At 36.7% G+C, this 24,275-nt stretch carries 24 protein-coding genes; all 24 read right to left on the reverse strand.

What is annotated here, in order from left to right; all coding sequences use genetic code 11:
- Positions 1-23: 23 nt before the first annotated feature.
- Entirely contained in the window at positions 24-818 is a 795-nt protein-coding gene (gene murI / locus HMPREF3182_RS05175; protein WP_156208634.1) for a glutamate racemase, read from the reverse strand.
- A gap of 19 nt (positions 819-837) precedes the next feature.
- Entirely contained in the window at positions 838-1,251 is a 414-nt protein-coding gene (locus HMPREF3182_RS05180) for an acyl-CoA thioesterase (RefSeq protein ID WP_036257637.1), read from the reverse strand.
- 125 nt (positions 1,252-1,376) lie between these two features.
- A complete protein-coding gene (locus HMPREF3182_RS05185; RefSeq protein ID WP_062485909.1) occupies positions 1,377-1,715 on the reverse strand; it encodes a YkvA family protein in 339 nt (112 codons plus the stop codon).
- 11 nt (positions 1,716-1,726) lie between these two features.
- On the reverse strand, positions 1,727-2,635 hold the full coding sequence (locus tag HMPREF3182_RS05190) for a hypothetical protein (protein ID WP_062485911.1): 909 nt from the start codon (positions 2,633-2,635) through the stop codon (positions 1,727-1,729).
- 64 nt (positions 2,636-2,699) lie between these two features.
- Complete coding sequence (locus HMPREF3182_RS05195; RefSeq protein WP_062485913.1) at positions 2,700-3,449, reverse strand: SDR family NAD(P)-dependent oxidoreductase; 750 nt, start codon at positions 3,447-3,449, stop codon at positions 2,700-2,702.
- Positions 3,450-3,458: 9 nt separating this feature from the next.
- On the reverse strand, positions 3,459-4,241 hold the full coding sequence (locus tag HMPREF3182_RS05200) for a sulfite exporter TauE/SafE family protein (RefSeq protein ID WP_062485916.1): 783 nt from the start codon (positions 4,239-4,241) through the stop codon (positions 3,459-3,461).
- A 112-nt stretch (positions 4,242-4,353) separates the two neighbouring features.
- Positions 4,354-5,460: an MGDG synthase family glycosyltransferase gene (locus HMPREF3182_RS05205; RefSeq protein ID WP_007392778.1), complete on the reverse strand. Its 1,107-nt coding sequence runs from the start codon at positions 5,458-5,460 to the stop codon at positions 4,354-4,356.
- 152 nt (positions 5,461-5,612) lie between these two features.
- Positions 5,613-5,891, reverse strand: coding sequence for an HU family DNA-binding protein (locus tag HMPREF3182_RS05210; protein ID WP_007392768.1), 279 nt, complete (start codon positions 5,889-5,891; stop codon positions 5,613-5,615).
- 47 nt (positions 5,892-5,938) lie between these two features.
- Positions 5,939-6,961: a nucleoside triphosphate pyrophosphohydrolase gene (gene mazG / locus HMPREF3182_RS05215; RefSeq protein WP_007392722.1), complete on the reverse strand. Its 1,023-nt coding sequence runs from the start codon at positions 6,959-6,961 to the stop codon at positions 5,939-5,941.
- Positions 6,958-8,532, reverse strand: a complete 1,575-nt coding sequence (locus HMPREF3182_RS05220) for a putative polysaccharide biosynthesis protein (RefSeq protein ID WP_072270828.1) — start codon at positions 8,530-8,532, stop codon at positions 6,958-6,960. The genes mazG and HMPREF3182_RS05220 overlap by 4 nt, the downstream gene beginning before the upstream one ends.
- Positions 8,529-11,816 carry a transcription-repair coupling factor gene (gene mfd, locus HMPREF3182_RS05225; protein ID WP_062485918.1) on the reverse strand — a complete coding sequence of 1,096 codons (3,288 nt, stop codon included), beginning with the start codon at positions 11,814-11,816 and terminating at the stop codon, positions 8,529-8,531. Before mfd ends, HMPREF3182_RS05220 begins: the two co-directional genes overlap by 4 nt.
- A gap of 143 nt (positions 11,817-11,959) precedes the next feature.
- Entirely contained in the window at positions 11,960-12,619 is a 660-nt protein-coding gene (locus tag HMPREF3182_RS05230) for a TatD family nuclease-associated radical SAM protein (protein WP_007392754.1), read from the reverse strand.
- Positions 12,620-12,635: 16 nt separating this feature from the next.
- On the reverse strand, positions 12,636-13,454 hold the full coding sequence (locus HMPREF3182_RS05235) for a pyridoxamine kinase (RefSeq protein WP_062485921.1): 819 nt from the start codon (positions 13,452-13,454) through the stop codon (positions 12,636-12,638).
- Positions 13,451-13,957 (reverse strand): ECF transporter S component, encoded by a 507-nt coding sequence (locus HMPREF3182_RS05240; RefSeq protein ID WP_062485923.1) that lies wholly within the window; start codon positions 13,955-13,957, stop codon positions 13,451-13,453. The genes HMPREF3182_RS05235 and HMPREF3182_RS05240 overlap by 4 nt, the downstream gene beginning before the upstream one ends.
- A 179-nt stretch (positions 13,958-14,136) precedes the next feature.
- Complete coding sequence (locus HMPREF3182_RS05245) at positions 14,137-15,417, reverse strand: amidohydrolase (RefSeq protein WP_062485925.1); 1,281 nt, start codon at positions 15,415-15,417, stop codon at positions 14,137-14,139.
- Positions 15,418-15,429: 12 nt separating this feature from the next.
- Positions 15,430-16,671 carry an adenosylhomocysteinase gene (locus tag HMPREF3182_RS05250; RefSeq protein WP_007392725.1) on the reverse strand — a complete coding sequence of 414 codons (1,242 nt, stop codon included), beginning with the start codon at positions 16,669-16,671 and terminating at the stop codon, positions 15,430-15,432.
- A gap of 6 nt (positions 16,672-16,677) precedes the next feature.
- Positions 16,678-17,748: an S-methyl-5-thioribose-1-phosphate isomerase gene (gene mtnA / locus HMPREF3182_RS05255; protein WP_062486090.1), complete on the reverse strand. Its 1,071-nt coding sequence runs from the start codon at positions 17,746-17,748 to the stop codon at positions 16,678-16,680.
- Between the two features lie 2 nt (positions 17,749-17,750).
- Positions 17,751-18,545 carry an S-methyl-5'-thioadenosine phosphorylase gene (mtnP, locus tag HMPREF3182_RS05260; RefSeq protein ID WP_007392802.1) on the reverse strand — a complete coding sequence of 265 codons (795 nt, stop codon included), beginning with the start codon at positions 18,543-18,545 and terminating at the stop codon, positions 17,751-17,753.
- 2 nt (positions 18,546-18,547) lie between these two features.
- Positions 18,548-19,429 carry an Hsp33 family molecular chaperone HslO gene (hslO, locus tag HMPREF3182_RS05265; protein ID WP_062485927.1) on the reverse strand — a complete coding sequence of 294 codons (882 nt, stop codon included), beginning with the start codon at positions 19,427-19,429 and terminating at the stop codon, positions 18,548-18,550.
- A 156-nt stretch (positions 19,430-19,585) separates the two neighbouring features.
- Complete coding sequence (locus HMPREF3182_RS05270; protein ID WP_007392792.1) at positions 19,586-20,797, reverse strand: DUF819 family protein; 1,212 nt, start codon at positions 20,795-20,797, stop codon at positions 19,586-19,588.
- Positions 20,798-20,835: 38 nt separating this feature from the next.
- Entirely contained in the window at positions 20,836-21,204 is a 369-nt protein-coding gene (locus HMPREF3182_RS05275; protein WP_062485930.1) for a Spx/MgsR family RNA polymerase-binding regulatory protein, read from the reverse strand.
- A 12-nt stretch (positions 21,205-21,216) separates the two neighbouring features.
- Complete coding sequence (smpB, locus tag HMPREF3182_RS05280; RefSeq protein WP_062485933.1) at positions 21,217-21,687, reverse strand: SsrA-binding protein SmpB; 471 nt, start codon at positions 21,685-21,687, stop codon at positions 21,217-21,219.
- On the reverse strand, positions 21,669-23,981 hold the full coding sequence (rnr, locus tag HMPREF3182_RS05285) for a ribonuclease R (RefSeq protein WP_062485935.1): 2,313 nt from the start codon (positions 23,979-23,981) through the stop codon (positions 21,669-21,671). Before rnr ends, smpB begins: the two co-directional genes overlap by 19 nt.
- Positions 23,982-24,031: 50 nt before the next feature.
- Positions 24,032-24,268: a preprotein translocase subunit SecG gene (secG, locus tag HMPREF3182_RS05290; RefSeq protein ID WP_007392735.1), complete on the reverse strand. Its 237-nt coding sequence runs from the start codon at positions 24,266-24,268 to the stop codon at positions 24,032-24,034.
- Positions 24,269-24,275 lie beyond the last annotated feature (7 nt).

Consider the following 24,275-nt stretch of genomic DNA (forward strand, 5'->3'; position numbering starts at 1 on the left):
GTTTATTCTCCCCTACCATTTTTTTATAATGATAATTGACAGATAGTAAATTCATTGGCAGGAATTAAATGCGATGCCAAGCGACCTCCACGTTGTGCTTCTGCTGTAAAGTACAGTCTCAATGACCCTTGTTTGTCATCTGTATTGACTAACTTTTTTTGTTTTAATACATTCAACGTTTCTAAAGCCATTTCGTGAGCTGGATCAATAAATGCTAATCTGTCATAACTAAATGCTTCAAATAATTCTTGAACAAATGGAAAATGAGTACAGCCAAAAATCGCCGTATCCGCCATGGTATTTAGTATAGGCTTTACATATTCTCTTATGGGATTAATAATCGCTTGATCCTGTAGATGACCACGTTCAATTAATCCTGCTAATAGCGGACACGATTGTTCAATGACCGTCAATTGGGGATCTATTCGCAGTGCTTCTTTGCGATGACTATGATTCGCAATAGTAAGTTCTGTGGCAAATACAACTACCGTTTTGGTCGTACTAATTTTTTGTGCAGTATACATACCGCGACTCATGCCAATAAGTGGATAAGGTACTTCTCTTCTGACAATGGGATAGGCAGTAGCTGTTACAGTATTACAACCAATGGCAACTAATTTCACCTGTTGTTGTGTCATAAAACGTAAAATATCACGTGTATAAGACAAAATTTCTTCAGGTGTACGTGAACCATAAGGATTGCGTTTCGTATCGCCAACATAAATGATGTGTTCGTGGGGTAACAGCATTCGTAATTTATTGACTACCGTAAGTCCGCCAATACCGGAATCAAAAATACCAATAGGCTGTTTACTCATATCCACTCTTATTTCCCCCTCACGTATCTGAGTTCTGTAATGCTTTTAGTTTATTGTAATTTTCTAAATCTAAGCGTGTAGGCGCCCCTGTTTTTTGAAGGGCAAAGACATTTTGTGTTTCACCTATCGCAAGCAACGTATCATCTATATCCCGAACCAAGCGATATGTACATACCATTTGTGCACGCGTTAATCTTTTCACGGTTGTTTCAATACGTAGTATATCCCCAAAATAAATAGGATGTAAATATTCACACGATACATGTTTGATTGGATAAATAATACCCCTTTTCATTAATTCATTCAAATCTACCCCTGCTCTTTGCAAGTATTCAGAACGCCCACATTCAAACCATCGAATGTGATTCGAATGATGAGCAATTCCCATCATATCTGTTTCGTAATAGCGTACTTTTTCTTTAACAATAACAATCATTTAAACACCTCTATTCTATAAAGCACTCTTATCATTTTACGATAGGAACATGCGGATGTCAAAGAAAAAGAAAGTTTTTCTAAAAAAGAACAATTTGGCACAACTACTTGCCAAATTGTTCTTTATGAAAGAGAACTAAAGGGAAACCAACGTTTCGCTTTTTTTATGTGTTCGGGTTTAATATAATGTTCAGCATAACGAAAGACCATGGTTACCACAACAAGATCATCTACCCAACCCAATGTACCAAGAAAGTCGGGAATAATATCAAATGGTAATAACACATATCCTAAAGCACCCATTAAAATCCAGCGAATCGATGCAGGTGTATCCTTATCACAAATGCAATAAAATATTGCCATCCCTTTAGGTAAAAGTGCTAATTTTTTCTTTCCTTGCTTAATAAAGCGCAACCATTTTTTTACAGAATAAAATCGTGCTAACCAAAAGAATACTTGCATATATACATCCCCTATTCATCTAAGGACAATTTAGCATCTTCTATGGCTTGAGTAACTTTGGTTTCCGTCAATGGTTCCACTTCTTCCTTTTTTTTATCCTCTTTATCTGAATCCATTGTATCCGGGTTCAGTACATCTTCTGTTGCTTTATTACTATTATTTTGTTGCTTGCTTTTTTCTGCTTCTTTGACGATTTCATTAACTAAATCATCAGCATAACGAACGGAATTATACACATTTTTACCCCGTTTTTTTACATCATTTAATTTTTCTTGAGCAAGATGCCCCCACCGTTTCATAAAATCAATCGTTTCATCACCGAGAGGTATATTTTTTAAAGGATATTCTTTTAATTTTTCTGCTTGTTCTCGTGCTTTTTCCTTCCAATCATCCATCATATCAATATAAGGATTTAAATCTTCAGGCATACCATCACGTAACCATAATTGCGTAACTCGACCTAAACTATACGTGATACCTATAGCAACAGGAACTTGAATAACGGAAAAAGGAATTAAGGTTGCTAAAATATGCCCAATCACACGGCTACTAATAGCCCCAACAAAGCTAAAAATAGCACGTTCTGTTAATTTTACTTGATATAATTTAGCAATTTGGTTGACCATATATATTTCATTGGCCATTAATGCTACTGTACCTACGACAGGTGCAATAACAATAGCACCTGCTCGTGCTGCACCCCATCGGCATATTAATTCGGCTTTAATTTCGAGTTCTTCTGTAGACTCATCAATAGCTTCTAACACTTCTGTGGTTTCTAGTCGTTCCGCTTGAGAATTCTCATTTTCTTGTTCTTGATTATGTTGTAATTGTTGCACTTCTGATTTCAACGCAGCTAATTCCGCCTTTAATTTTTCTAGCGTTAAATCATTAATATTCTCTTTTTTTTCTTCGTTCATTTGTATCACCTCATAAAAAAAGGAATCTTCAAATTTCATATACTATTATCATTTTCGCATGTTTTTACCAACTTGTCAAACCACCATCTACGGGTATTGCTGCTCCTGTTATAAAAGAAGCCTTTTCACTTAAAAGAAAAATAATGGTGTGTCCTATTTCTTCGGCTTTTGCAATTCTATATAAAGGATAATGTTCTCGCAAGGAGGCCATAGTAATATGAACATTGTCTTTTAATTGTTTCGTTAGTAAGGGGGTTTCTACATCTCCTGGACAAACACAATTTACGCGAATTCCATAGGGGGCCACTTCTAATGCGTAGGATTTAGAAAAAGATACGATAGCACCCTTTGTTGCTCCGTATATAGAACAAGCTACATTTCCTTGTAACCCCGCATCACTGCCTAACGTAACAATCGCTCCGCCCGAACGACGTAAATAAGGTAAGGCATATTGACATAGCGAAATGGTTCCCCAAACATTAACGGCGAATAATTGCTGAATTTGTTCAGGTGTTTCATGTTGTAAAAGTTGTTCACGGTATTGCCCCGCTGCTGTAACCAGACCATCAATACGTCCAAAATGCAAAAAGCCCTTTTCAATAGCAGAATAACATTGTTCATCTTTACTTACATCCGCAGCAATAAAGTAAGCTTGAGTTGAATTCACTTCTAATTGTGCAAGCACAGCTTCTCCCTTTTCTTTATTACGTCCAATGAGTACCACTTGATACCCCTCCGCTATGAGTAGTTTTGCCGTTGCTAATCCAATCCCTGAAGTACCGCCACTAATTACAATTGTTTTTTTATTTTCCATATAAACTCCTTAAATAAAATGAAGATACTGTAAAATTAATTTGCATATTAAGATACATGTAACTATAAGCATAACATATCGAATAAAATTATTTCCCTTATGTATAGCTAAACGTGCACCTAAAAAAGCACCTAAGAACAAACTAATAGCCATACTAATGCCATAAATATAATATACATTCCCTAACGCAATAAAAATGATAAATGACGTAAGGTTACTAACTAAATTTAGTACCTTTGCATTGCCGGCTGCAAAAATGAACTCATATCCTAAAAGAGCAAAAAATACAATTAAAAAAGTACCCGTCCCCGGTCCGATAAACCCATCGTATAACCCTAATAAGAAAGAAATCCCCATGGCTTTATAAAGTGATCTTCCTTTTATTTCACGAGCAGTCACTTGTACTCCTAATTGAGGTTTAAAAAAAACAAAGGCCGCTGTTCCTAAAAGAGTAAGAATAATAATCGGATTAAGCCATTTGCTAGATAGATGTAACATGAAAACACAACCAATAATAGCACCGACTAGAGTAAACGGAATTAAATATGGCAGTAAATGTAAATCCGCTTTGCGTGCACGTATAAATTGCCCCGCACTCATTAACGCACCAAAAGTCGCAGAAAATTTGTTAGTTCCAATGGCGAGGTGGGGACTCATACCTGTCGCTAAAATGACGGGTAACGAGATAAGTCCGCCACCACCAGCAATAGCATCTACAAAGCCTGCAAAAAAACCGCCGATAATAACATATATAACATAATGTATATTGCCAATATGACCAAATATATCCATGTAGTTCTCGTCCTTTTCATACATATAAAAAAACAGTCGCTTTCTAGCTCACCTGCGACTGTTTTTACATACTATTTTAGAATAGCCGTATAGTAAACAAAAAATCCCTTTATTATTCTTGTAATAATAATTTAATTTTGTCTTCCATAATTTGCATACCATCGGTTTGACACAACGCACTTGCTTTAGACATTTTTTCTAATTCTGCTGGATTGGCTAACAAAGTAGTTACCATATTGCTCAATTCTTTTTCATTTTTTACCCAATGAGCACATCCTGTTTTACACATATAAGTTGCATTCGCTTCTTCTTGGCCTGGTATAGGGCTATATAAAACAAGTGGAATTTGTATTGTCGTTGCTTCCGTACAAGTCAAGGCACCAGGCTTAGTGACTAATAAGGCAGAGCGAGCCATTAAAGAGGGAATTTCTTGTGTATAGCCTAACACTTCGACGGGATGTTGCAGCGTAGACCGTAATTCACAAATTTCATCATATAAATCAGTATTATGCCCAGTAACCACAGAAAAAGAATCGATTAATGGTACTTGATCAAGTGCAACAAGAGATTGCCGAATAGACCCCATACCTAATCCTCCACCCATGATAAGAATATGATTTTTATGATTGGTTTCTTGTCCCCATTGCCATACTTGATTTCTAAACACGGAGCGTACAGGAATACCTGTAACAGCAATTTTATCTGCTTGAATTCCTTGTTGCTGTAACAACTGCTTGAGTGAATCGGTCGCTACGCAATATTGATCTAATTGTGGATACACCCATAATTGATGGATCGCAAAATCTGTAATCACTCCCATCAGGGGCATAGAAATACGATGTTGTCGTTTCAATAACGCAGCTGCTCCTGCAGGAAAAGGGTGTGTAAATATCAAAATATCCGGTTTTCTATTGGTTAACACGCTTAACATACGTCGTTTTAAGCCACGTGCAATCAACGTTTTAATAAATCTTCCTTTTTTATATCCCTGTGAAGAATAATACATTAAATCATATAACATCGGAAAAAAATCTAATATTTTAATATAGGTTTCTTTTACAATATTATCAATCGATAAGGCATCATTCGATAAAAAATCGATATGCTCAATTTCATATTCATCCGATTTTTGTTGAATATATTCTTCTATTGCTCGGGCTGCTTGCGTATGTCCAGTTCCTATGGAAGCGGAAAAGATAAGTATCTTCTTTTTCATCATACCGATTCCTTCTTTATGAAAAAATACACGTCTACACTGCTCACCACTTCAAAATAAAATGTCGGAAAACAAATGTTTTTTCTTATCATTTTTCTTATCAAAAGATAAAGAAAAGAGCCGTATATACCGCGGCCCTCCTCTATCATTTAACCTTATTTATTATTTACAAGATCTTTTAACTGTTTGCCTGCCTTAAAAGCCGGAGTTTTAGATGCTGCAATTTTAATCGGTTCGTTGTTCCGTGGATTACGGCCTTCACGTGCCTTACGTTGCCGAACTTCAAAAGTACCAAAGCCAATAATTTGTACTTTATCGCCTTTAGTAAGACTTTCACTGATCGATTCGAAAACAGCTTTTACCGCTTTTTCGGCATCTTTTTTCGTTAAATCGGATTTTGTTGCTACATTAGCAATCAATTCTGTCTTATTCATTAAAAATCCTCCTTTTAATAGTTACATCTGTCATTTTTACTAGCAAATCATTTATCTTCATTTTTTCTTTCCAGAATTTTTGCTTCTTGCCAAAATGATTCTAATTCTTCTAACGAAAAATCTTGCCAAGTTTTTCCGGCTTGCTGTACACGCTCTTCTACGTGTGCAAAACGACGATAAAATTTTCTGTTAGTGCGATGTAACGCGCATTCCGGCTCTATATGATAGCGTCGGCATACATTAGCAAAGATGAACAGCACATCACCGGCTTCTTCTTCAGCATGAACAGGATCACCCTCTTGTATAGCTTCACAGAATTCTTGTAATTCCTCCTTCACTTTATCCCATACAGATGCAATTGATTTCCATTCAAATCCCACTTGAGCAGACTTCTCTTGCAACTTATAAGCGGTTAATAAGGAAGGCATACCATTTACAACACCATCTAACAAGCGAATATGTTGCTGTCGCCGTTCTCTCTGCTTTAATCTATCCCAGTTTACCATATCAGCGGCAGTATTTTCAAGTCTTTTTATGCTAAAAACATAAGGATGACGTGTAATCATTTTTTTTGTGACATGAGAAACGACCATTTGAGGTGTAAAATAGCCCTCTTCTGAAGCGATTTGTGCGTGTAAAACAACATGATAAAGGATATCGCCTAATTCCTCATAAATTCCATCCATATCACCCTGATCAACAGCATCTAACATTTCATACACTTCTTCAAGTAAATATCTACGCAAGGTACGATATGTTTGTGCTTTATCCCAACTACAACCACTAGGTCCACGTAACGTTTCAATAACGTGAATGCATGGAGTAATGTCAAAAGGCATATGATTACGGGTCTTGTCCCTTTTCGAGCTTTCATTTACAAGCATTATTCGTATCTTTTCTGCCATTTCTGGACCACCTGGTACGGTATGAACAATATCGCACACGAGGGCTGTATCTAATAAATACGAAATAATCGGTTTATATGATGCAATAAAGCCCTCATCTTCCCATGGACGATATGTTTTATCCGTTTCGCTAGTACCTAAATAAATAATTTCAATATTTTTCATTCAGTCTCCTTTTTTGACGGCATTACATGATGATGAATACATGGAAGGTGCCCCACGTCTTCTCTGCGAACCGCTTTCACAGCAAATAAGCTAATTCCATAACAAATTACGCCTAGGATAATTGCCAAAATCGTAGCCATAGCATTCCCCATATAGGGGTTGCAAATAACATATATTCCCCCTACAACAACAGTCATAATTATCGCGGCTATACATACACGACCTAAGTATTTCCATGGTACTTGATAATGAACTAGCTTCCGAGCAAAATATAAATTCAATCCAGCTGCTATCGCTAAATCTGCATTGGTTGCCCATGCTGCCCCAACTTCACCTAACGTGGGCATAGCCGTTAAATGCCAACTTAAAAATACTTTTACTATAGCTCCAATAATCATATTCCATAAAGGAATTGCTGTACGTCCCATACCTTGTAGTAGTCCACTAGTTAATTGCTGCATGCCCAGCAATACGATAGATATAGATAATACCCGTATCGCTGGTCCTGCTAGAGGCGTATTATATAACAGTATAGAAATAGGCACAGCAAGAACGCTTAAGCCACAAAATGCCGGAATTGTAATCACATGGGCCAAACGTATAGAAGTGTTCATTCTTGACGTAATAACCTCAATATTTCCCTGGGTATAAGCGGAAGAAACGGCGGGCACTAAATTAGTTGCTAAGGCAATCGTTAAAATGGCAGGAACTTGGATGACCCCATTCGCCATACCACTGAGATATCCAAATAACGCCGTAGCTTCATGTACAGTATAACCGGCTACTTCTAATTGTTTGGGAACGATAAATAAATCAATACTAGCAATAAGTGGAAGTAACATATTGGCTGCAGCTACGGGAATAGCTAACGTAATTAATCGTTTAATCACCATACCGGAAGAAACCGATACGGCTACGGCCGCTTCTACTTTAGGTCGATGTTGATAATAATACCATCCTATGATCACTACTGTACCTGCTATCGCACCAGGAATAGCACCGGCTGCCGCTCCCACGGCTCCCCACATAAGGCCATGAGATAAACCAATGGCTGCGAATACAAGCATGGTCAATACGCGTATTCCTTGATCCGCAATTTGGGATATTGCCGTTGGAATCATTTGTTGTAACCCTTGAAAATAACCTCGAAAAGAACAGGCAATAATAGAAAGCGTTAACGCTGGTGCTAGTATTAACAAACTAGGTAATGCCCGATCATCTCGTACAAAAGAAAAAGCAATGAATACGTGTGCACTCAGTGCAAAGAGAATCCCACAAAGAATTGCTATACCTACTACAAAAGTTAAAATAACACGAAATACACCTTGTACATGTCCCTGCGTTCCTTTGGCCGCTTCATCAGCAATCATAATTGAAACAGCAATAGGAATACCCGCTCCGATGATGCTCAGAAAGAGGATATATATAGGATATGACATTTGATATAAACCAATACCTTCACCGCCCAACATCCGGGACAATAAAATACGATTGGCTGCGCCTAATACTTTTACCATAATACCCGCTAACGTGAGTATTAACGCCCCTTTTAAAAAAGTGGTCCCCTTCACTTTTTAGTCCCCTTTCGTTGTAAGCAAAATACCTTTATCAAATAATTGATAAAGGAAATAATATCCATTTCCTGCATCCAATCAATACGCCATACCGTTGGTAATCCTCGTATATAGCGAACCCGTTTTTGTAACGCTGGATCTAAGGCAGATAGATGTGGCATTTGTGCCACCTGTTGCCATTTTATTTCGACATAATCCTTTTTTTGTGAAATCAAGGTAATCCCTAATTTACGTGCAGCCACGCGTATAATAGCCACTTGTAGCAATGCTATGACAGGATCTGTCATAGTGCCATAGCGATCGGTCAATTCTTTTTCTAATGCGTTTATTTCATCTGATGTATCTGCTATAGCAAGGCGCTGATATATGTCTATTTTTTGACCATTATTCGTTATATACTCATTATCAATATAGGCATTTACTTGTATATCTAATACCGTTTCGATACGTTCCGTTTCATCGCTTATACCATTTTGCAACCGTTTAATGGCGCCTTCTAACATTTGACAATACATAGAAAAACCAACACCTGCAATATTGCCATGCTGTTCACGTCCTAATAAATTTCCAGCACCGCGAATTTCTAAATCGCGCATCGCAATTTTAAACCCTGAACCTAATTCAGTAAATTCTTTAATTGCCGATAACCGTTTTTCCGCAATTTCTGATAACACTTTATTTTTCCGATAACATAAATAAGCATAGGCCAAATTATGACTCCGCCCTACTCGCCCACGCATCTGATATAGCTGCGATAATCCAAAATGATCCGCATCATATACGATAATCGTATTTGCATTTGCTACGTCTAAGCCATTTTCAACTAAACTAGAACATAATAATATATCATATTTGCCTTCATAAAAATCAAACATAACTGCTTCTAACATGGCCCCTGACATTTGACCATGTGCCATGGCAATAGAAAACTCTGGAACTAATCGTTCTAATTCATTTTTCATGTAACCCATTGATTCTACTTGGTTATAAATAAAAAAGACTTGTCCCCCGCGACGTTTTTCGCGCGTAATCGCTTCACGAATAACCGTAGGATCATACTCCGTTACATAGGTTTGAACGGGAAAGCGATCTATAGGAGGCGTTTCCATAATACACATTTCTCTTAATTTTACTAACGACATATGTAATGTGCGGGGAATAGGCGTAGCACTTAATGATAGTACGTCAACATGTGCTGCTAAAGATTTCCATTTTTCTTTTTGTGCTACCCCAAATCGTTGTTCTTCATCAACAACTAATAAGCCCAATTGTTTAAATTGAACCTGTTTATTCAAGATACTGTGTGTACCAATAAGTACATCTACTTGTCCTAATTTCGTTCTAGCTAAGATATCTTTTCGTTCTTTTACTGACCGAAAACGATTTAATACTTCACATTGGACTCCAAAAGAAGCTAGCCGTTCCGTAAACGTAAGGAAATGTTGTTGTGCCAAGACCGTAGTCGGTACTAATACGGCTACCTGTTTATGACTCATTACTGCTTTAAAAATAGCCCTCATGGCTACTTCCGTTTTACCAAATCCTACATCACCACAAACCAAACAATCCATAGGAAAAGGTCTTTCCATATATTTTTTAATCTCTGCAACAGCACGTAATTGATCTTCTGTTTCTTCATAAGGAAACGCCTCTTCAAATTCTCTTTGAAAAGGTGTATCTGGTGGATAAGCAAAACCAGATACGACTTCTCTTTTCGCATATAAAGACAGTAATTTCTCTGCCAAATTATCAACTGATTTTTGTGCTTTGGCACGTGCTTTTTGCCAATCTTTCCCACCCATGCGGTGCAATTTGGGAATATCGCCTTCGTTCCCTATGTAGCGTTGAACTAATGCCATTTGTTCAATAGGAACATACAAAATATCATTACCAGCATAATGAATTTCTAAATAATCTCTATGGACATCATCAATTTCCATGGTTTTTAGTCCCATATACCGACCAATACCATGGGAATGATGAACTACATAATCGCCTTTTTTTAAGTCGGTAAATGTATTTATTTTCTGACTTTGGGTATGTTTTAGAAACAGACGGCGTTTTTGCATCCCATAAATATCCCGCTCACACAAAACGACTAAATGGGCATGCGGAAATTCAAACCCATTTTGTAAATTTCCCGTTACTAAGTAACAAACACCTTTTTGCAATGTATCAGGAATATGGGTTTCTATGGAAAAACCTTCTTGTTGCATCCATGCCTGTAATGAAGCCTTGCGATTAAGATTATCAATAACCAGTACAACCGTTTTACCTTCATCATGCCAGTGGCGTAATTCTTCTTTTAATAAAGAAAATTGTTTTTGAAAACTCGACATGCGTTTAGTAATAAGATGAATAGACGATTCTACTTTCATATCATAAAAGGTTGGAGATAAAAGGGATATAAGCACTTGTGAACAGGGATATGTCCGAGTAACCCATGTTCGCCATGGACAAAGATGTGATACATAATCATCCGACTCAGTTAATGCTTTTTTTAAATTATCACGTAACCTATTAGGTTCATCCCAAATAATCTGTCCTTTATGCAAATAATCCAAAATAGTAGCGACATACGGTTGATGTTCGTCCCAAGATAAGGAAAAAGGAAGAACCTGTACTTGCTCTACCGTTTGAATGGAAGTTTGCGACAATACATCAAATAAACGAATTTTTTCTATGGTATCACCAAAAAATTCTAAGCGTATTGGTTTCGTTTGATTTACCGCGTATATATCTAAAATATCACCACGTATCGAAAAATGCCCACAACGTTCCACTAATTCGACTCGTTCATAGCCATTTTGAATTAATTTTTCTAGTAATGCTGCACGTTCATATTCTTGGTTCACCTCGAAGGAAATTACTCGATTATCTAATTGTGATGGTGCAATAATATATTGACTAGCTTCTTCAACTGTAGTTAGAATAATACATTTTTTATCTTCTCGTAGCTGAGCTAATACTTCCATTTGACGAGCGACTCGTTCCATACTTTTGGCAGCAGTTGAAAACAATTCTTGTACAACAAAAGGAAATGTGAAAATAGGAATAGTCGGTACTAAAAATTGTAAATCCGACTTCCACTTCTCCATTTCTTCAGACGAGGATGTAATCAATAGCGTTGCACCCAGAGCCGTATCGATTCCCTGTGCAACAAGAATGTGTTTTGCCGAGCCTCCAACGCCATGAATATGATTACATCCTCCATTGATAAAAAAGTTTTTTATCTGCCGGAGGTTTTCTTCTTGATCCAACCATTTAAATAATTGCTTCATTGTTCCTCTTCTCTCATCTATCAACGCATTTCATTATATTATGTAATACGTTGTCATTATAGCACACTTACTTCATATTTAATATGGTTACATGCTTCCCAAAGAAAAACAGCGTATATACTTATTTATATACGCTGTTTTCTCTAATTTTCCTCATATGGTCGTATTCGCAAAAAAAGACCATGACAAGAACAGACTTGATGACATTTTGCTACTTCTTCCTCATCTAAAGTAGCGTCAACAATAGTCATAACTACCTCTTTTACTACCGTTTTACATGATTTGGCAAAAGCTAACATATGATCATATGATTGAATTCCAAAACGACTCCGCGTAAGCTCGACATATTTATCGGCATTAGATGCATTTAGACTAATGGAAATAGTATCTAAAATATTACCATAAAAATCCTCGGCAGTAGAACGTTGATAATATAAATCTGATAGACCATTGGTATTTAAACGTGTATGTATATTCGGATGATTACTTTTTACATACTGAAAAATAGAAATAACGATATCTAAACGCATTGTCGGTTCTCCAAACCCACAGCACACAATTTCTGATACCAATGGCCACGGAAGATGATCTAATTCATGTTTTATTTCTTCCCATGAAGGTTCCCGTTTTAGCCATAACGAAGATGTTTTTGCCATCTTTTTTTTCGTACGCAAACAGAATGTACAGTCGCAGGTACAACGATTAGTTATGTTAATATAACATGAGCGTTTACCGTTAGGATGTCGCTTAATACTATCTGACACGGTATAATATCGCCCTTTTTCCACTGTATATATAATCATTTTATATACCTTCCCTCTACCATAATGTTTCTAATACTTCTTCTATCGCTAAACCATAATTTGAATGGATGCCTAATTTATCGGTTGCACATAATGCGGTTGCTACAAAATCAGCTGCTTTACCAACTGCTTTTTCTATGGTCGTACCTCGTAACAACATACCACCTAATACAGCTGAAAATACATCACCTGTACCACTACGAGAAGGATTTTCTTTCGTTCTCCAAACCCATTGCAAAGGGTTTCCTTTTTGATAAATACAATTACCGATGGCATTTCCTTTTTCAATACCCGTAATTACAATATTATTAGGACCTAACTTAGCTAAACATGTAATTAACTCATTCATTTTTTCCTTATTAGAAGCGATAAAAGGATCATACGGATACGCAGCTAATACACACGCTTCGGTCACATTAGGTGTAATAATAGTAGATAATGATACAAGAGAACGCATTTTTTTACACATAACCGGATTATATGTGTCATATAATTTGCCATTATCTCCCATAACTGGATCCACCATCACAAAAGAAGTAGGAAACGCTTGTATAAAATCATAAGCCAGATCAATCTGTGTGGCTGAACCCATAAATCCAGTCATAATACCTGAAAAAGTTTCATGGTTCTCTTGCCATGCTTTTACATAACTTGAAAAATAAGGACTAAAATCTTGCATATAATATGTAGAAAAGCCAGTATGTGCCGATAAAATAGCCGTAGGCGCTAAACATGATTCAATCTTTAAAGACGCTAAAATCGGAATATCAACGGTTGCGGAACAGCGACCAATCCCCGTAAAATCAGTAAGTAATGCCATTCGTAATTGCGTCATATAGTACCTCTTTGACTCGCTAAGAGTGAGCGTACAGCAGTGATAATTCCATATGCAATAATAAGATTTACAATGCCTTCACCGATAAGTCCTGGTATCATAGCAATACCCGCTGGTACACCATAAAGTAATCCTCCAGAAACAGAATAGCCTATAACCATCCAAATAGAAGATAGTAAAATAGCGAAAAATACTTTCCACGAAAGGATAGATAAAGAATACCGTTGTTCTCTTAAAACATAGACGATAACATATACCATAATAACTTTTATGATAATAGTAGGTATAATCCATATAGGAAAACCGCCAAATAAATCCGCTAAAGCCGAACCTACTCCGGCGGCTACAGCAGATGATCGACTATAAAGACAAAACGGTAAGGCAAAAATCAAAGAATCACCTAAATGAGCATAGCCAAAAGGAATTGGTATTTTAGGAATAAATGTTAATAAAAATACTAAAGCAATCATAATAGCTGTATAGCATAGTGTTTTAGTTGTCATATTTCACACGTCCTATGAGAGAATGTCCATTCTCAAATTGATTAATCTGTATATTATTTTATATGAATATTTTTCGGACGTAAATAATACAGTTTATGTTTTTTCTGTCCTATATAGACGAGAACATAAAAAATAGCAGATTCATATACAGAATCTGCTATTTTACATAATATAGTTCATTATAACGATGAAAATAGTTTTTCTTTTGTTCGTTCCGCTTCAAATTTTACTTTTTCAATATCAATCGTAGTGAATTCTTTATGCCGTAATAAAACTTTCCCATCGACTAAAACGGTATCCACATCCATACTATTTGACGCATATACAAATAATGATAACGGATCGTTTTTTGGATACCAATGTAATCCTTCTCTATCAATTAATGTAATGTCCGCTTTAGCATTAACATCTAATGTACCGATATCCTTGTAGCCTAAACACTTTGCCCCACCTATAGTCAATAATTGAACTGCCGTATCAGCTGAAATAACCAGGGGATTTAATGTATTTGCTTTGTGTACTAAAGATGCTAAATGCATTTCTTCCACAATATCTAAGTTATTATTACTGGAAGCCCCATCTGTTCCTAACCCCACCGTAATACCCTTTTGTAACATTTTAGTAAGTGGTGCAATTCCACTGGCCAATTTAAAATTACTACCGGGATTATGTGCAACTCGAACATGTTTATTCTTCATAATTGTCAAATCGTCATCAGTCACCCAAACACAATGAGCAGCTAAACAACCGCAATCTAAAATACCCAATTCATCAGCTAAGGCTATAGGCGTTTTACCATATTGTTTTTGGATATCTTCTACTTCACCCTTTGTTTCACTTAAATGCATATGAATTTCTGCGCCTAATTCATGTGCTAAGTCAACGACTTGTTGTAAATATGCAGGGGGGCATGTATAGGGAGCATGTGGACCAAGCATAACTGTAATTCGACCATCTGCTTTTCCATTCCAATCATAGAAAAAAGTTCGACTTTCTTTTAACGCGTCTTGAGCATTAGGAGTAATACCCGTCATACCTCTGCTTAAGGCAGCCCTAATTCCTGTATCCGCTACAGCCCTAGCTACATCGGACATGAAAAAATACATATCTGCAAATGACGTCGTTCCGCAACGAATCATTTCGGCAATGCCCAGTGTAGTTTGGGCATACACAATGTCACTATCTAATTTATCTTCAGCGGGCCAAATTTTTTGTGTTAACCAATCCATCAACTGCATATCATCGGCATAACTACGAAACACCGTCATGGCGATATGATTATGCGTATTAACAAAGCCCGGCAACGCTAACATATGCTGACCGTCTATAATCTCATCATAATCCGTACGTTGATACGTATCGGGAAAACCGATAATTCGATCGTCTTGAATATCAATATTCTTTGCTTCGGTTACCTTATGATTTTGATATAGGGCTATATTCGTTATTAATTTTCGCATCGCTAAAACTCCTTAATCTAAATGTAAATATGCCTTTTGTTCTGCCGTCAAAGTATCAATAGCATATCCCATTGATTGTAACTTAATCTTAGCTACCTCTATATCAACTTCATGTGGTAATACATGAACATGATTTTCTAATTCTTGGTGATGTTCCAATATATATTTTGCTGCTAAGGCTTGAATAGCAAAAGATAAGTCCATAATTTCGGCTGGATGCCCATCGCCAGCGGCTAAATTAACTAAGCGGCCTTCGGCTAATAAATTAATAATATGTCCATTTGCTAATTCATATCCTTGAATATTATGCCTTGCTTCAAAAGAACGTACAGCTAAAGCTTCTAATTCAGGCTTATTTATTTCGACATCAAAATGGCCTGCGTTGGCTAGTAATACCCCATCTTTCATGTTTTTTATATGTTCGCCGCGAATAATGTCTTTATCACCTGTTAAGGTAACAAAAATATCTCCAATTTTAGCAGCTTCCGCCATTGGCATTACTTCAAAACCATCGAATACAGCTTCAATAGCCTTAATAGGATCCACTTCGGTTACGATGACATGAGCCCCTAAGCCTTTAGCACGCATAGCGCATCCACGACCGCACCAACCATAACCAGCGATAACAACTTTTTTGCCAACAACCGTTAAATTTGTTGTACGCATAATGCCATCCCATGTAGATTGTCCTGTTCCATAACGATTATCAAATAAATACTTGCAATAAGAATCATTAGCTGCAACCATAGGAAATTTTAAGAGGCCGTCTTTATCTAATCCACGCAAACGAACTACACCAGTTGTTGTTTCTTCCGTGCCACCTAACAAATTTTCCATGGCATCTTGCCGGGTCGTATGCAGCAAATTCACCTGATCTCCTCCATCATCAATAATAATATGAGGATGATGATCTAAAGACTTATTTAAAAACTGAAAATATTCTTCATCCGTTGCCCCATACCAAGCATATACAGTAAGCCCGTCTTCTACTAATGCTGCCGCAATATCATCTTGCGTAGATAGAGGATTACTTCCTGTAACAATCACACGGGCACCTGCTTCATGTAATACTTTTGCTAAATAAGCTGTTTTTGCTTCTAGATGTACACTTACGCACACCACTTTATCTTTAAACGTTTGGTCTTTACGTAATTTCTCTCCAATCGCATTTAATGCGGGCATATAGCGTTCTACCCATTGAATTTTTTTGTGACCACTTTCTGCTAAAGCGATATTTCTAATCATTGATTCCATATACACTCACTCCTTTATATTATTTTCTATGAAAAAACTAGAAACAGTTATCATATCAGGTTTAGAAATAAATCCATATTCCGTAAAAATTCCTGTAATATGTTCATGCGGGGTGACATCAAAGGCGGGATTGAAGACCAACGCTTGTTTGGGCGTGCAATAATTTCCGTTAAAACAACGAACTTCATCCTCTGCTCGCTCTTCAATAGGAATTTCCTTTCCTGTAGCAATCGTTCGATCAAAGGTGGATATCGGTGCGGCTACATAAAAAGGAATATGATGATAATGTGCTAACAGTGAAAGCCCATACGTACCAACTTTATTTGCCGTATCACCATTAGCAGCAATCCGATCAGCTCCTACAATAACAGCATCTACTTTTTTTTGTGCCATAGTCCAAGCAGCCATATTATCCGTAATCAGTGTAACTGGAATATGATCTTCCATTAATTCCGTTACGGTAAGTCTTGCTCCTTGTAATAAAGGTCGCGTTTCATCGGCATATACCATATGAATAAACCCTTTCTGATGTAAACCGCGAATTACCCCTAAGGCTGTACCAATAGCAGCTGTAGCCAATGCACCAGCATTACAATGTGTTAAAATGGTAAGTGGTTTACCTATTTTGCTTAATTCTTGTGTACCTACCATCGATAATTGCTTATTTAATAATACATCTTCTTGATGTATTTGTATGGCTAATTTTTCTAATTCCTTAATGATCTCATCAACGGTATGATCTTGTTGATGCACCGCACAATCAAGCATACGCATAATTGCCCAATGCAAATTTACGGCTGTCGGTCTAGCTCGGTCTAAGGTCTTGCCGATATCACAAACGGCTTGAATAAATACAGCTGACTCATTACTCTGCTGCTCTTGATAAGTAGTATATGCTCCTAAAACTACCCCATACGCTGCGGCAATACCAATAGCAGGAGCTCCTCGTACAACTAAACAAGCAATGGCATCGTAAACCTCTTGCCATGTTTTACAAGCGATATATGTTACTTGTTCAGGTAATTTCGTCTGATCAAGTAAATATAATGTTTGCTCTTTCCATTCCATTGTTTTCATCATTACACCATAAACCCTCCATAATATGATAAAGCATGACGACAGGAACAATCTTTATCTTCATATAATTCTACGGCTTTCATAATTAACGAACGAATGCGTTTGGCATTTTCATCCATGCATGCAAGCACTTCTTCATGCGTTAACTGGTGCGGCGAAATTCCAGCAGCAAAATTAGTGACCATAGAAATAGTAATATAACAAATTTCGGCTTCTCTTGCTAGACATACTTCTGGAACATTAGTCATCCCAACTAAATCACCACCCCATTTTGCAAACATGTTAATTTCTGCCGGCGTTTCAAAACGAGGTCCTTCCGTACATACATAAGTTCCTTTTGGCGATATTTTTTCTTCCTGAATACTCCTCGCAGCCTCTAAAATGACTTGACGTAATTGTTGGCAATAAGGTTCAGTCATGTCTACATGAACTACCCCATTTTCACCACCATCAAAAAAAGAAGCGTGTCGTGATTTCGTAAAATCTAAAAATTGATCTGGTATAACCAGTGTATTGGGTTTTATCTCTGGATTTAACGAGCCTACGGCGGTAGTAGAAAAAATAGTGGAAACGCCTAACCGTTTCAATCCTAAAATATTCGCACGATAATTGATTAGGTGCGGCGGAATTGAATGATTTTTTCCGTGACGGGGTAAAAAAACAACATTTTTCCCCTTATAAGTTCCGCGTAAATAATGAATTACTCCATAAAATGTATCTAACGAACCTTCTTGTACTTGTTCTAACATACGTACATCACATACGCCAGTACCACCAATAATTGCAATTGCACTCACCGTTATACCTCCATATTCGTTTTATTATATAATGCAGCTAATTCTTTTTGTTGTAATACGTAATGTTGTCCACAATAATGGCAAACCATTTCTACTTGTGGATCTTGCAATAATAATAATTTATCTTCGGCTCGTAATGCTAATAATGCTCTTTCCATTCGTTGTTGTGAACAAGTACATTGCCAATATACGGGATATCGATAAAGTTCTTTATATGAAAATCCCTTTAAAATGTTAGAAATTAATGCTTCACCATGTACATCATGTTGCAAGTACGTTGTAATTGGACCAATTTTCTGTATATTATTTTCTACTCCTGCTAATGCCTCATCCGTTGCCCCTGGCAAGGCTTGTACTAAAAAACCCCCAGCTGTCGCAATCGTATAATCTCTATCAACTAATATGCCTAAACTAATCGTTGATGAAATTTGTTCGGACGTATATAAATAATAAGCTAAATCTTCTGCAATTTCACCTGAAACAATTTGTGACTGGCTACTATATGTATCTTGCTTAGGAGTAAATCGAGTGACCGCGAGAGTTCCCTTTCCAACAGCTGTTCCGACATCAAGTTTACCATTTGCTTTTAAAGGAAGTTGAACATGCGGATGATCTACAAATCCACGTACTTTATCCGTATCAAATGAATCTACATGAATAGTTCCTAATGGACCATCACCTCTAAATAAAATAGAAACGCCTTCTTTGTTTTTATAGTCCCCCGCCAATAAAAGTGCACCTGTCATCGTACGACCAAGGGCAGCACTAGCCACTGGAGATAATTGATGACATTGCCGGGCTTTTTCTGTAAGTTCGCGTGTAATCGCAATAGACACACGAATAGACGCATCGGATGTATAATGAATAATCTGATCAGTTACCATATATTCATTCCTTTCTGCAACGAAATGTAAATTTATTATACCACATTAAAGCTCATCTGTGGCAGTAATGATAAAATGTAACATAATATAGCCTAATAAACGGATAAAAAAGAATGGGTATATAACCCATTCTTTTTTATCCATATAGATACTCTATTAAGCGCCTAACACAGTACCAACAAAAATACCTAAATAGGTTCCTATCACATAACCCAAAGTACCTACCAATAAAGAAGGTCCAATTAAATGAATCCATCCTTGTGCTATAGCCATGCCAGCTGCCGTTGTCGGTCCACCAATATTCGCATTAGAGGCTAATATAATTTCTTCTAACGTAAAATGAAAAATTTTTCCTAAAACAAAACATACCAACATATTGACAACAACAATGAGAAAGCAAAAAACAAATAAAAAGGGTGCATTTTGGAAAATAGCATTAATAGATGCAGGCACGCCAATGACAAAGAAAAATAAATAAATAAAATAAGTACCTATTTCTTGGGCTCCTCGTAAGGCCGCTACTTGTTTTTCTCCATATGTAGCAAAAAGCATTGATAAAATAGTAATCCATACATATTCGCTAGAAAAAAAAGTATGTAAAAAAGAGAGAAATGGCGTTGTATCTGAAATAAGATATGATACACCCCCACTAATTACTTTTGATATAGTAACAACGGCAACAGCATATAATAAATCCAAGGAAATGTCTTTTAATGAAATATCTTTTCTCCCCCAATATGCTGCTGCCTGTGTTTTTGCTTCCTTGGTCATATCCATAACTAACGCAGCCTCAATATGTGGATGTGCAAAGTGTTTTTGTAAAAAACGGCTACTGGCACAAGATAATAAAACTAAAAAATAAAATGCCATATTTAAATTATCCGCTACAACGGTTGACGAAACTAAAGATGTATCCGTATGAAATGCTGCCGACAGTGCAACAAAATTAATACCTCCGCCAATATACGAACCAGTCATCATGCCTGCAATGGGTGCTACCATAGGTATATGTGTGCAAAAAATAAAGGAGGCAAGAAAAGCTCCTAACACGGTTCCAACTGAACCAATAAGAAAAATAAGCAATAACCGCCCCGTTTCTTTCCATATTTTTTTTATATTCGCTTGTAATAATAATAAAGGAATCGCTAACGGAACAGCATAATCCCAAACGACAACATCAAACAGAGGTGCATGTGTCGGAATAAGATGTATGTTTACCAATACCAATGCTAATACCAACGTAATAACAGCCCCCGATATTTTTGAAGCCCACGTATAGCGTTGTTCTAAATAAATAGCTAAAGCCGTTGCTCCACTCATGATAAATAATAACGGCCATGTATCTGTTGCTTGAAAACCAAAATGCATACCAAAACCTCCTTCAGAATAACATACTTAGCCCTATATTATTCTTCCCGTGAAGCAAGGTATTTTTTAACATCGGCTCCGACATATACATCCGTTCCCTTTAAAAAAATAGGTCGTTTTATTAACATGCCATTAGACGCCAATAGATCAAGTTGTTCTGCTATAGACATAGTGGCTAATTTATCTTTTAGACCTAAATTACGATATACTAATCCACTCGTATTAAAAAACCGCTTCAACGGTATACCGGCCTGTTTATGCCATGTTAATAACTCTTCCTGTGTCGGTGTGTCTTTATCAATTTCACGAATTTCATAAGTAATATGTTGTGCATCCAACATATTTTGTACCGCTTTGCAAGTGCTGCATTTTTTATAACAAATAAATATATTTTTTTTCGTGTTCATACTCTCTCTCCTTTATCTATTGTTTTCTTTGAAATGGCGATTGGCTTCCCTTTTCGCTTCTTTTTCAGCAATAGCTTGACGCTTATCATACAATTTTTTTCCTGTTGCTAACCCTACTGTTACTTTTACTCGTCCTTTTTTGAAATATAGATTCAGAGGAATTAAGGTATAACCTTTTTCTTTTATTTTTCCCCAAAGCTTATTTATTTCATATTTATGCATTAATAAAATACGTTGACGCAAGGGATCGTGATTAAAACGATTTCCCTGTTCATAAGGACTAATATGCATTGCTTCCAATAATAATTGACCTTTATCAATACGACAAAAACTATCTTTTATATTTACTTTTCCTTGCCGTAACGCCTTTACTTCAGTTCCAGTTAAAGCAATACCCGCTTCATAGGTTTCATGAATAAAATATTCATGCCTAGCCTTACGATTATCGGCAATATATTTTACGCCTATTTTTGTTTGTGCCACTCCTTTTTCCTCCTATGAATCCCGTTTTTACGCCGCCGATGTCTATTAATATGGTGTGCATTTTTGGTATGCGTAATAGCATGAAATGAATCATGAGTAGTCTGACGAGACTTCTTTTTAATTCGTTTTTTTCCTTTTTTCTCCTTTTGTACGATAATTCTTTCAAGATCATGAATATTATCAATCTTTCCTAAAACAAAATCAATTTCACCTTTTTCTACATTTACGCGGACTAAGGTAACCTCTACTTCTTCCCCTAATCGATATATTTTTCCTCCATATCGGCTTTGTAATGTATACGAATCTTCAGAAAAATAATATAAATCATCCGTTAAATAGGAAATATGAATTAGGCCTTCTATACCATTCTCTAATCCGACAAACAATCCGAAGGATGTAATACCTGTAATATGAGCAGTATAGGTTTCACCAACGTGTGCAGCCATATATTCCGCCTTTTTTAAATTAATCGTTTCGCGTTCTGCTTCTGCGGCTATCCGTTCTCGTTCACTCGCATGTAATGCTGCCTGCCTATGATAATCTAAAGACATGTCACTTTCTTTTTTAGTTAACCGCCCGTGTTGCCAATATTGTCGTAATAAACGATGAACCATTAAATCAGGATACCGCCGAATCGGCGAAGTAAAATGCGTATAACACGAAGAAGCTAACCCAAAATGCCCTCTATTTTCAGTTACATAACACGCTTGTTGCATAGATCGTAAAATAAGAAGTTGTACTACTTTTTCTGCTGGCGTTCCCAGTGAATTCTGAATGATTTGCTGAAATGTTCGTGACGTAATATGTTCCCTATCGGGCAAGCGTAAGGAAAAGGTATGCAATACTCGATATAGCATATCTACACGCTCTTCTTCAGGTAAGTCATGAACCCGATAAATAGAAGGATTTTTAGTTTGTTGTAAATAAGAAGCAACCGTTTCATTCGCAATTAACATACACTCTTCTACAATTTGTTCTGCTATCGTTCGAGCTCTTTTTTCTACACGCAAAGGAATTCCATCTTCATTAAGAAAAATTTTATATTCGGGAAAATCAAAATCAATGGCCCCACGCTTAGTTCTCATTCGTTTTAAGTCAATAGCCAATGCTTTTAACTCATTTATCATAGGCATAAAAATCGCTAAATCCTCCGGAATAATTTTTTCTTCCAATGCACGACGAATTTCCACATAATTACATCTACGTTTTACGTGAATGATAGCTGGGGCTATGTCTGCGTGAATAACGGCCCCTTGTGGTGTAATTTCCATGACACAAGCCATTGCATACCGATCCACCCCAGCACGTAAACTACAAATATCATTCGATAATATTTCTGGTAGCATAGGAATAACCCGATCCACTAAATACACGCTCGTTCCTCGCTGATATGCTTCTTGATCAATCGCATTACCATCCACAACATAATAACTGACGTCAGCAATATACACACCTAAACGATAATTTCCATTGGCCAATCGACATACATCAATCGCATCATCTAAATCTTTTGCATCTTCGCTATCAATAGTAATCAAGGGGCGATCGCGAAAGTCATAACGCTCTGACTGGGGAATAATTGTTTTATCTATTTGTAATGCTTCTTGTTGCGTTTCTTTTGAAAAAGCAGTGGGCAATTGATGCTTGGCCATAATAATTTTAATATCTAAGTCTTTATCTCCTTTATAGCCAACTAATTCGATTAATTTTCCCACAGCCTTACGATGAGGTTGGGGCCATTTAATAATTTTTACTAGTACGCGAGCACTCGTACGTATAGAAATATCTGAAGTATCAGCAATATAAATATCCTCTTGCAAATGTTCATCATCTGGTTGAACAAAGGCCCCTTTTTTCTCCCAACGAAACGTACCGATAATATATTCATTTGCCCGTTCTATTATCGATATTACTTGGCCAGAGCGCTTATGTTTTCCCTGTATAGAGGGTCTTAGTTGAACACATACTTTATCATTATGCATTGCCGTTTGTCGATCTTCTTCGGCAATATAAATATCCTCTTCGCCATCTATTGAAGTTAAAAAGCCAAATTGTTTCGTATACTGTTTATAAATGCCTATACGTTGAAACGGATTTGATTTACTAACGATATACCTATCAGAAGACGTTTCTACAAGTTTACCCAGTTCAATTAACGTTGAAAACGTCTTAAAAAGTGCAGATAATTCATTTCCTCGCAGGTGTAATTGTTCCGCACAATCCTCAACAGTTGCCCCTTGAGGTGCCATTGTATGGCATATAGTCATTATAGCACAGCTAAGATCTAATTCCATATGACCTCCTATGAAAAAAAGCCTGCGGAAAACCGCAGGCCATCCATTTCTTAATACGAATTCAACATTCCACCTAATAGTAACACTAAAATAGCAAATACAATTGATATAATAATTGTTAATTTAGATAGCAAGGCATCCATTCCACGAGCTCTACTGCCGAATAAATCTTCTGCACCACCGCCGAAACCAGCACCCATACCTTGACTTTTGCTTTTCTGTGCCACGACTACACCGATTAATAAAAGCGCTAATATAATAACGATTATTTCCAATACCGTAACCACTATATTC

It is taken from the genome of Megasphaera hutchinsoni, from assembly GCF_001553405.1.
In the GTDB taxonomy this organism is placed as follows: domain Bacteria; phylum Bacillota; class Negativicutes; order Veillonellales; family Megasphaeraceae; genus Megasphaera; species Megasphaera hutchinsoni.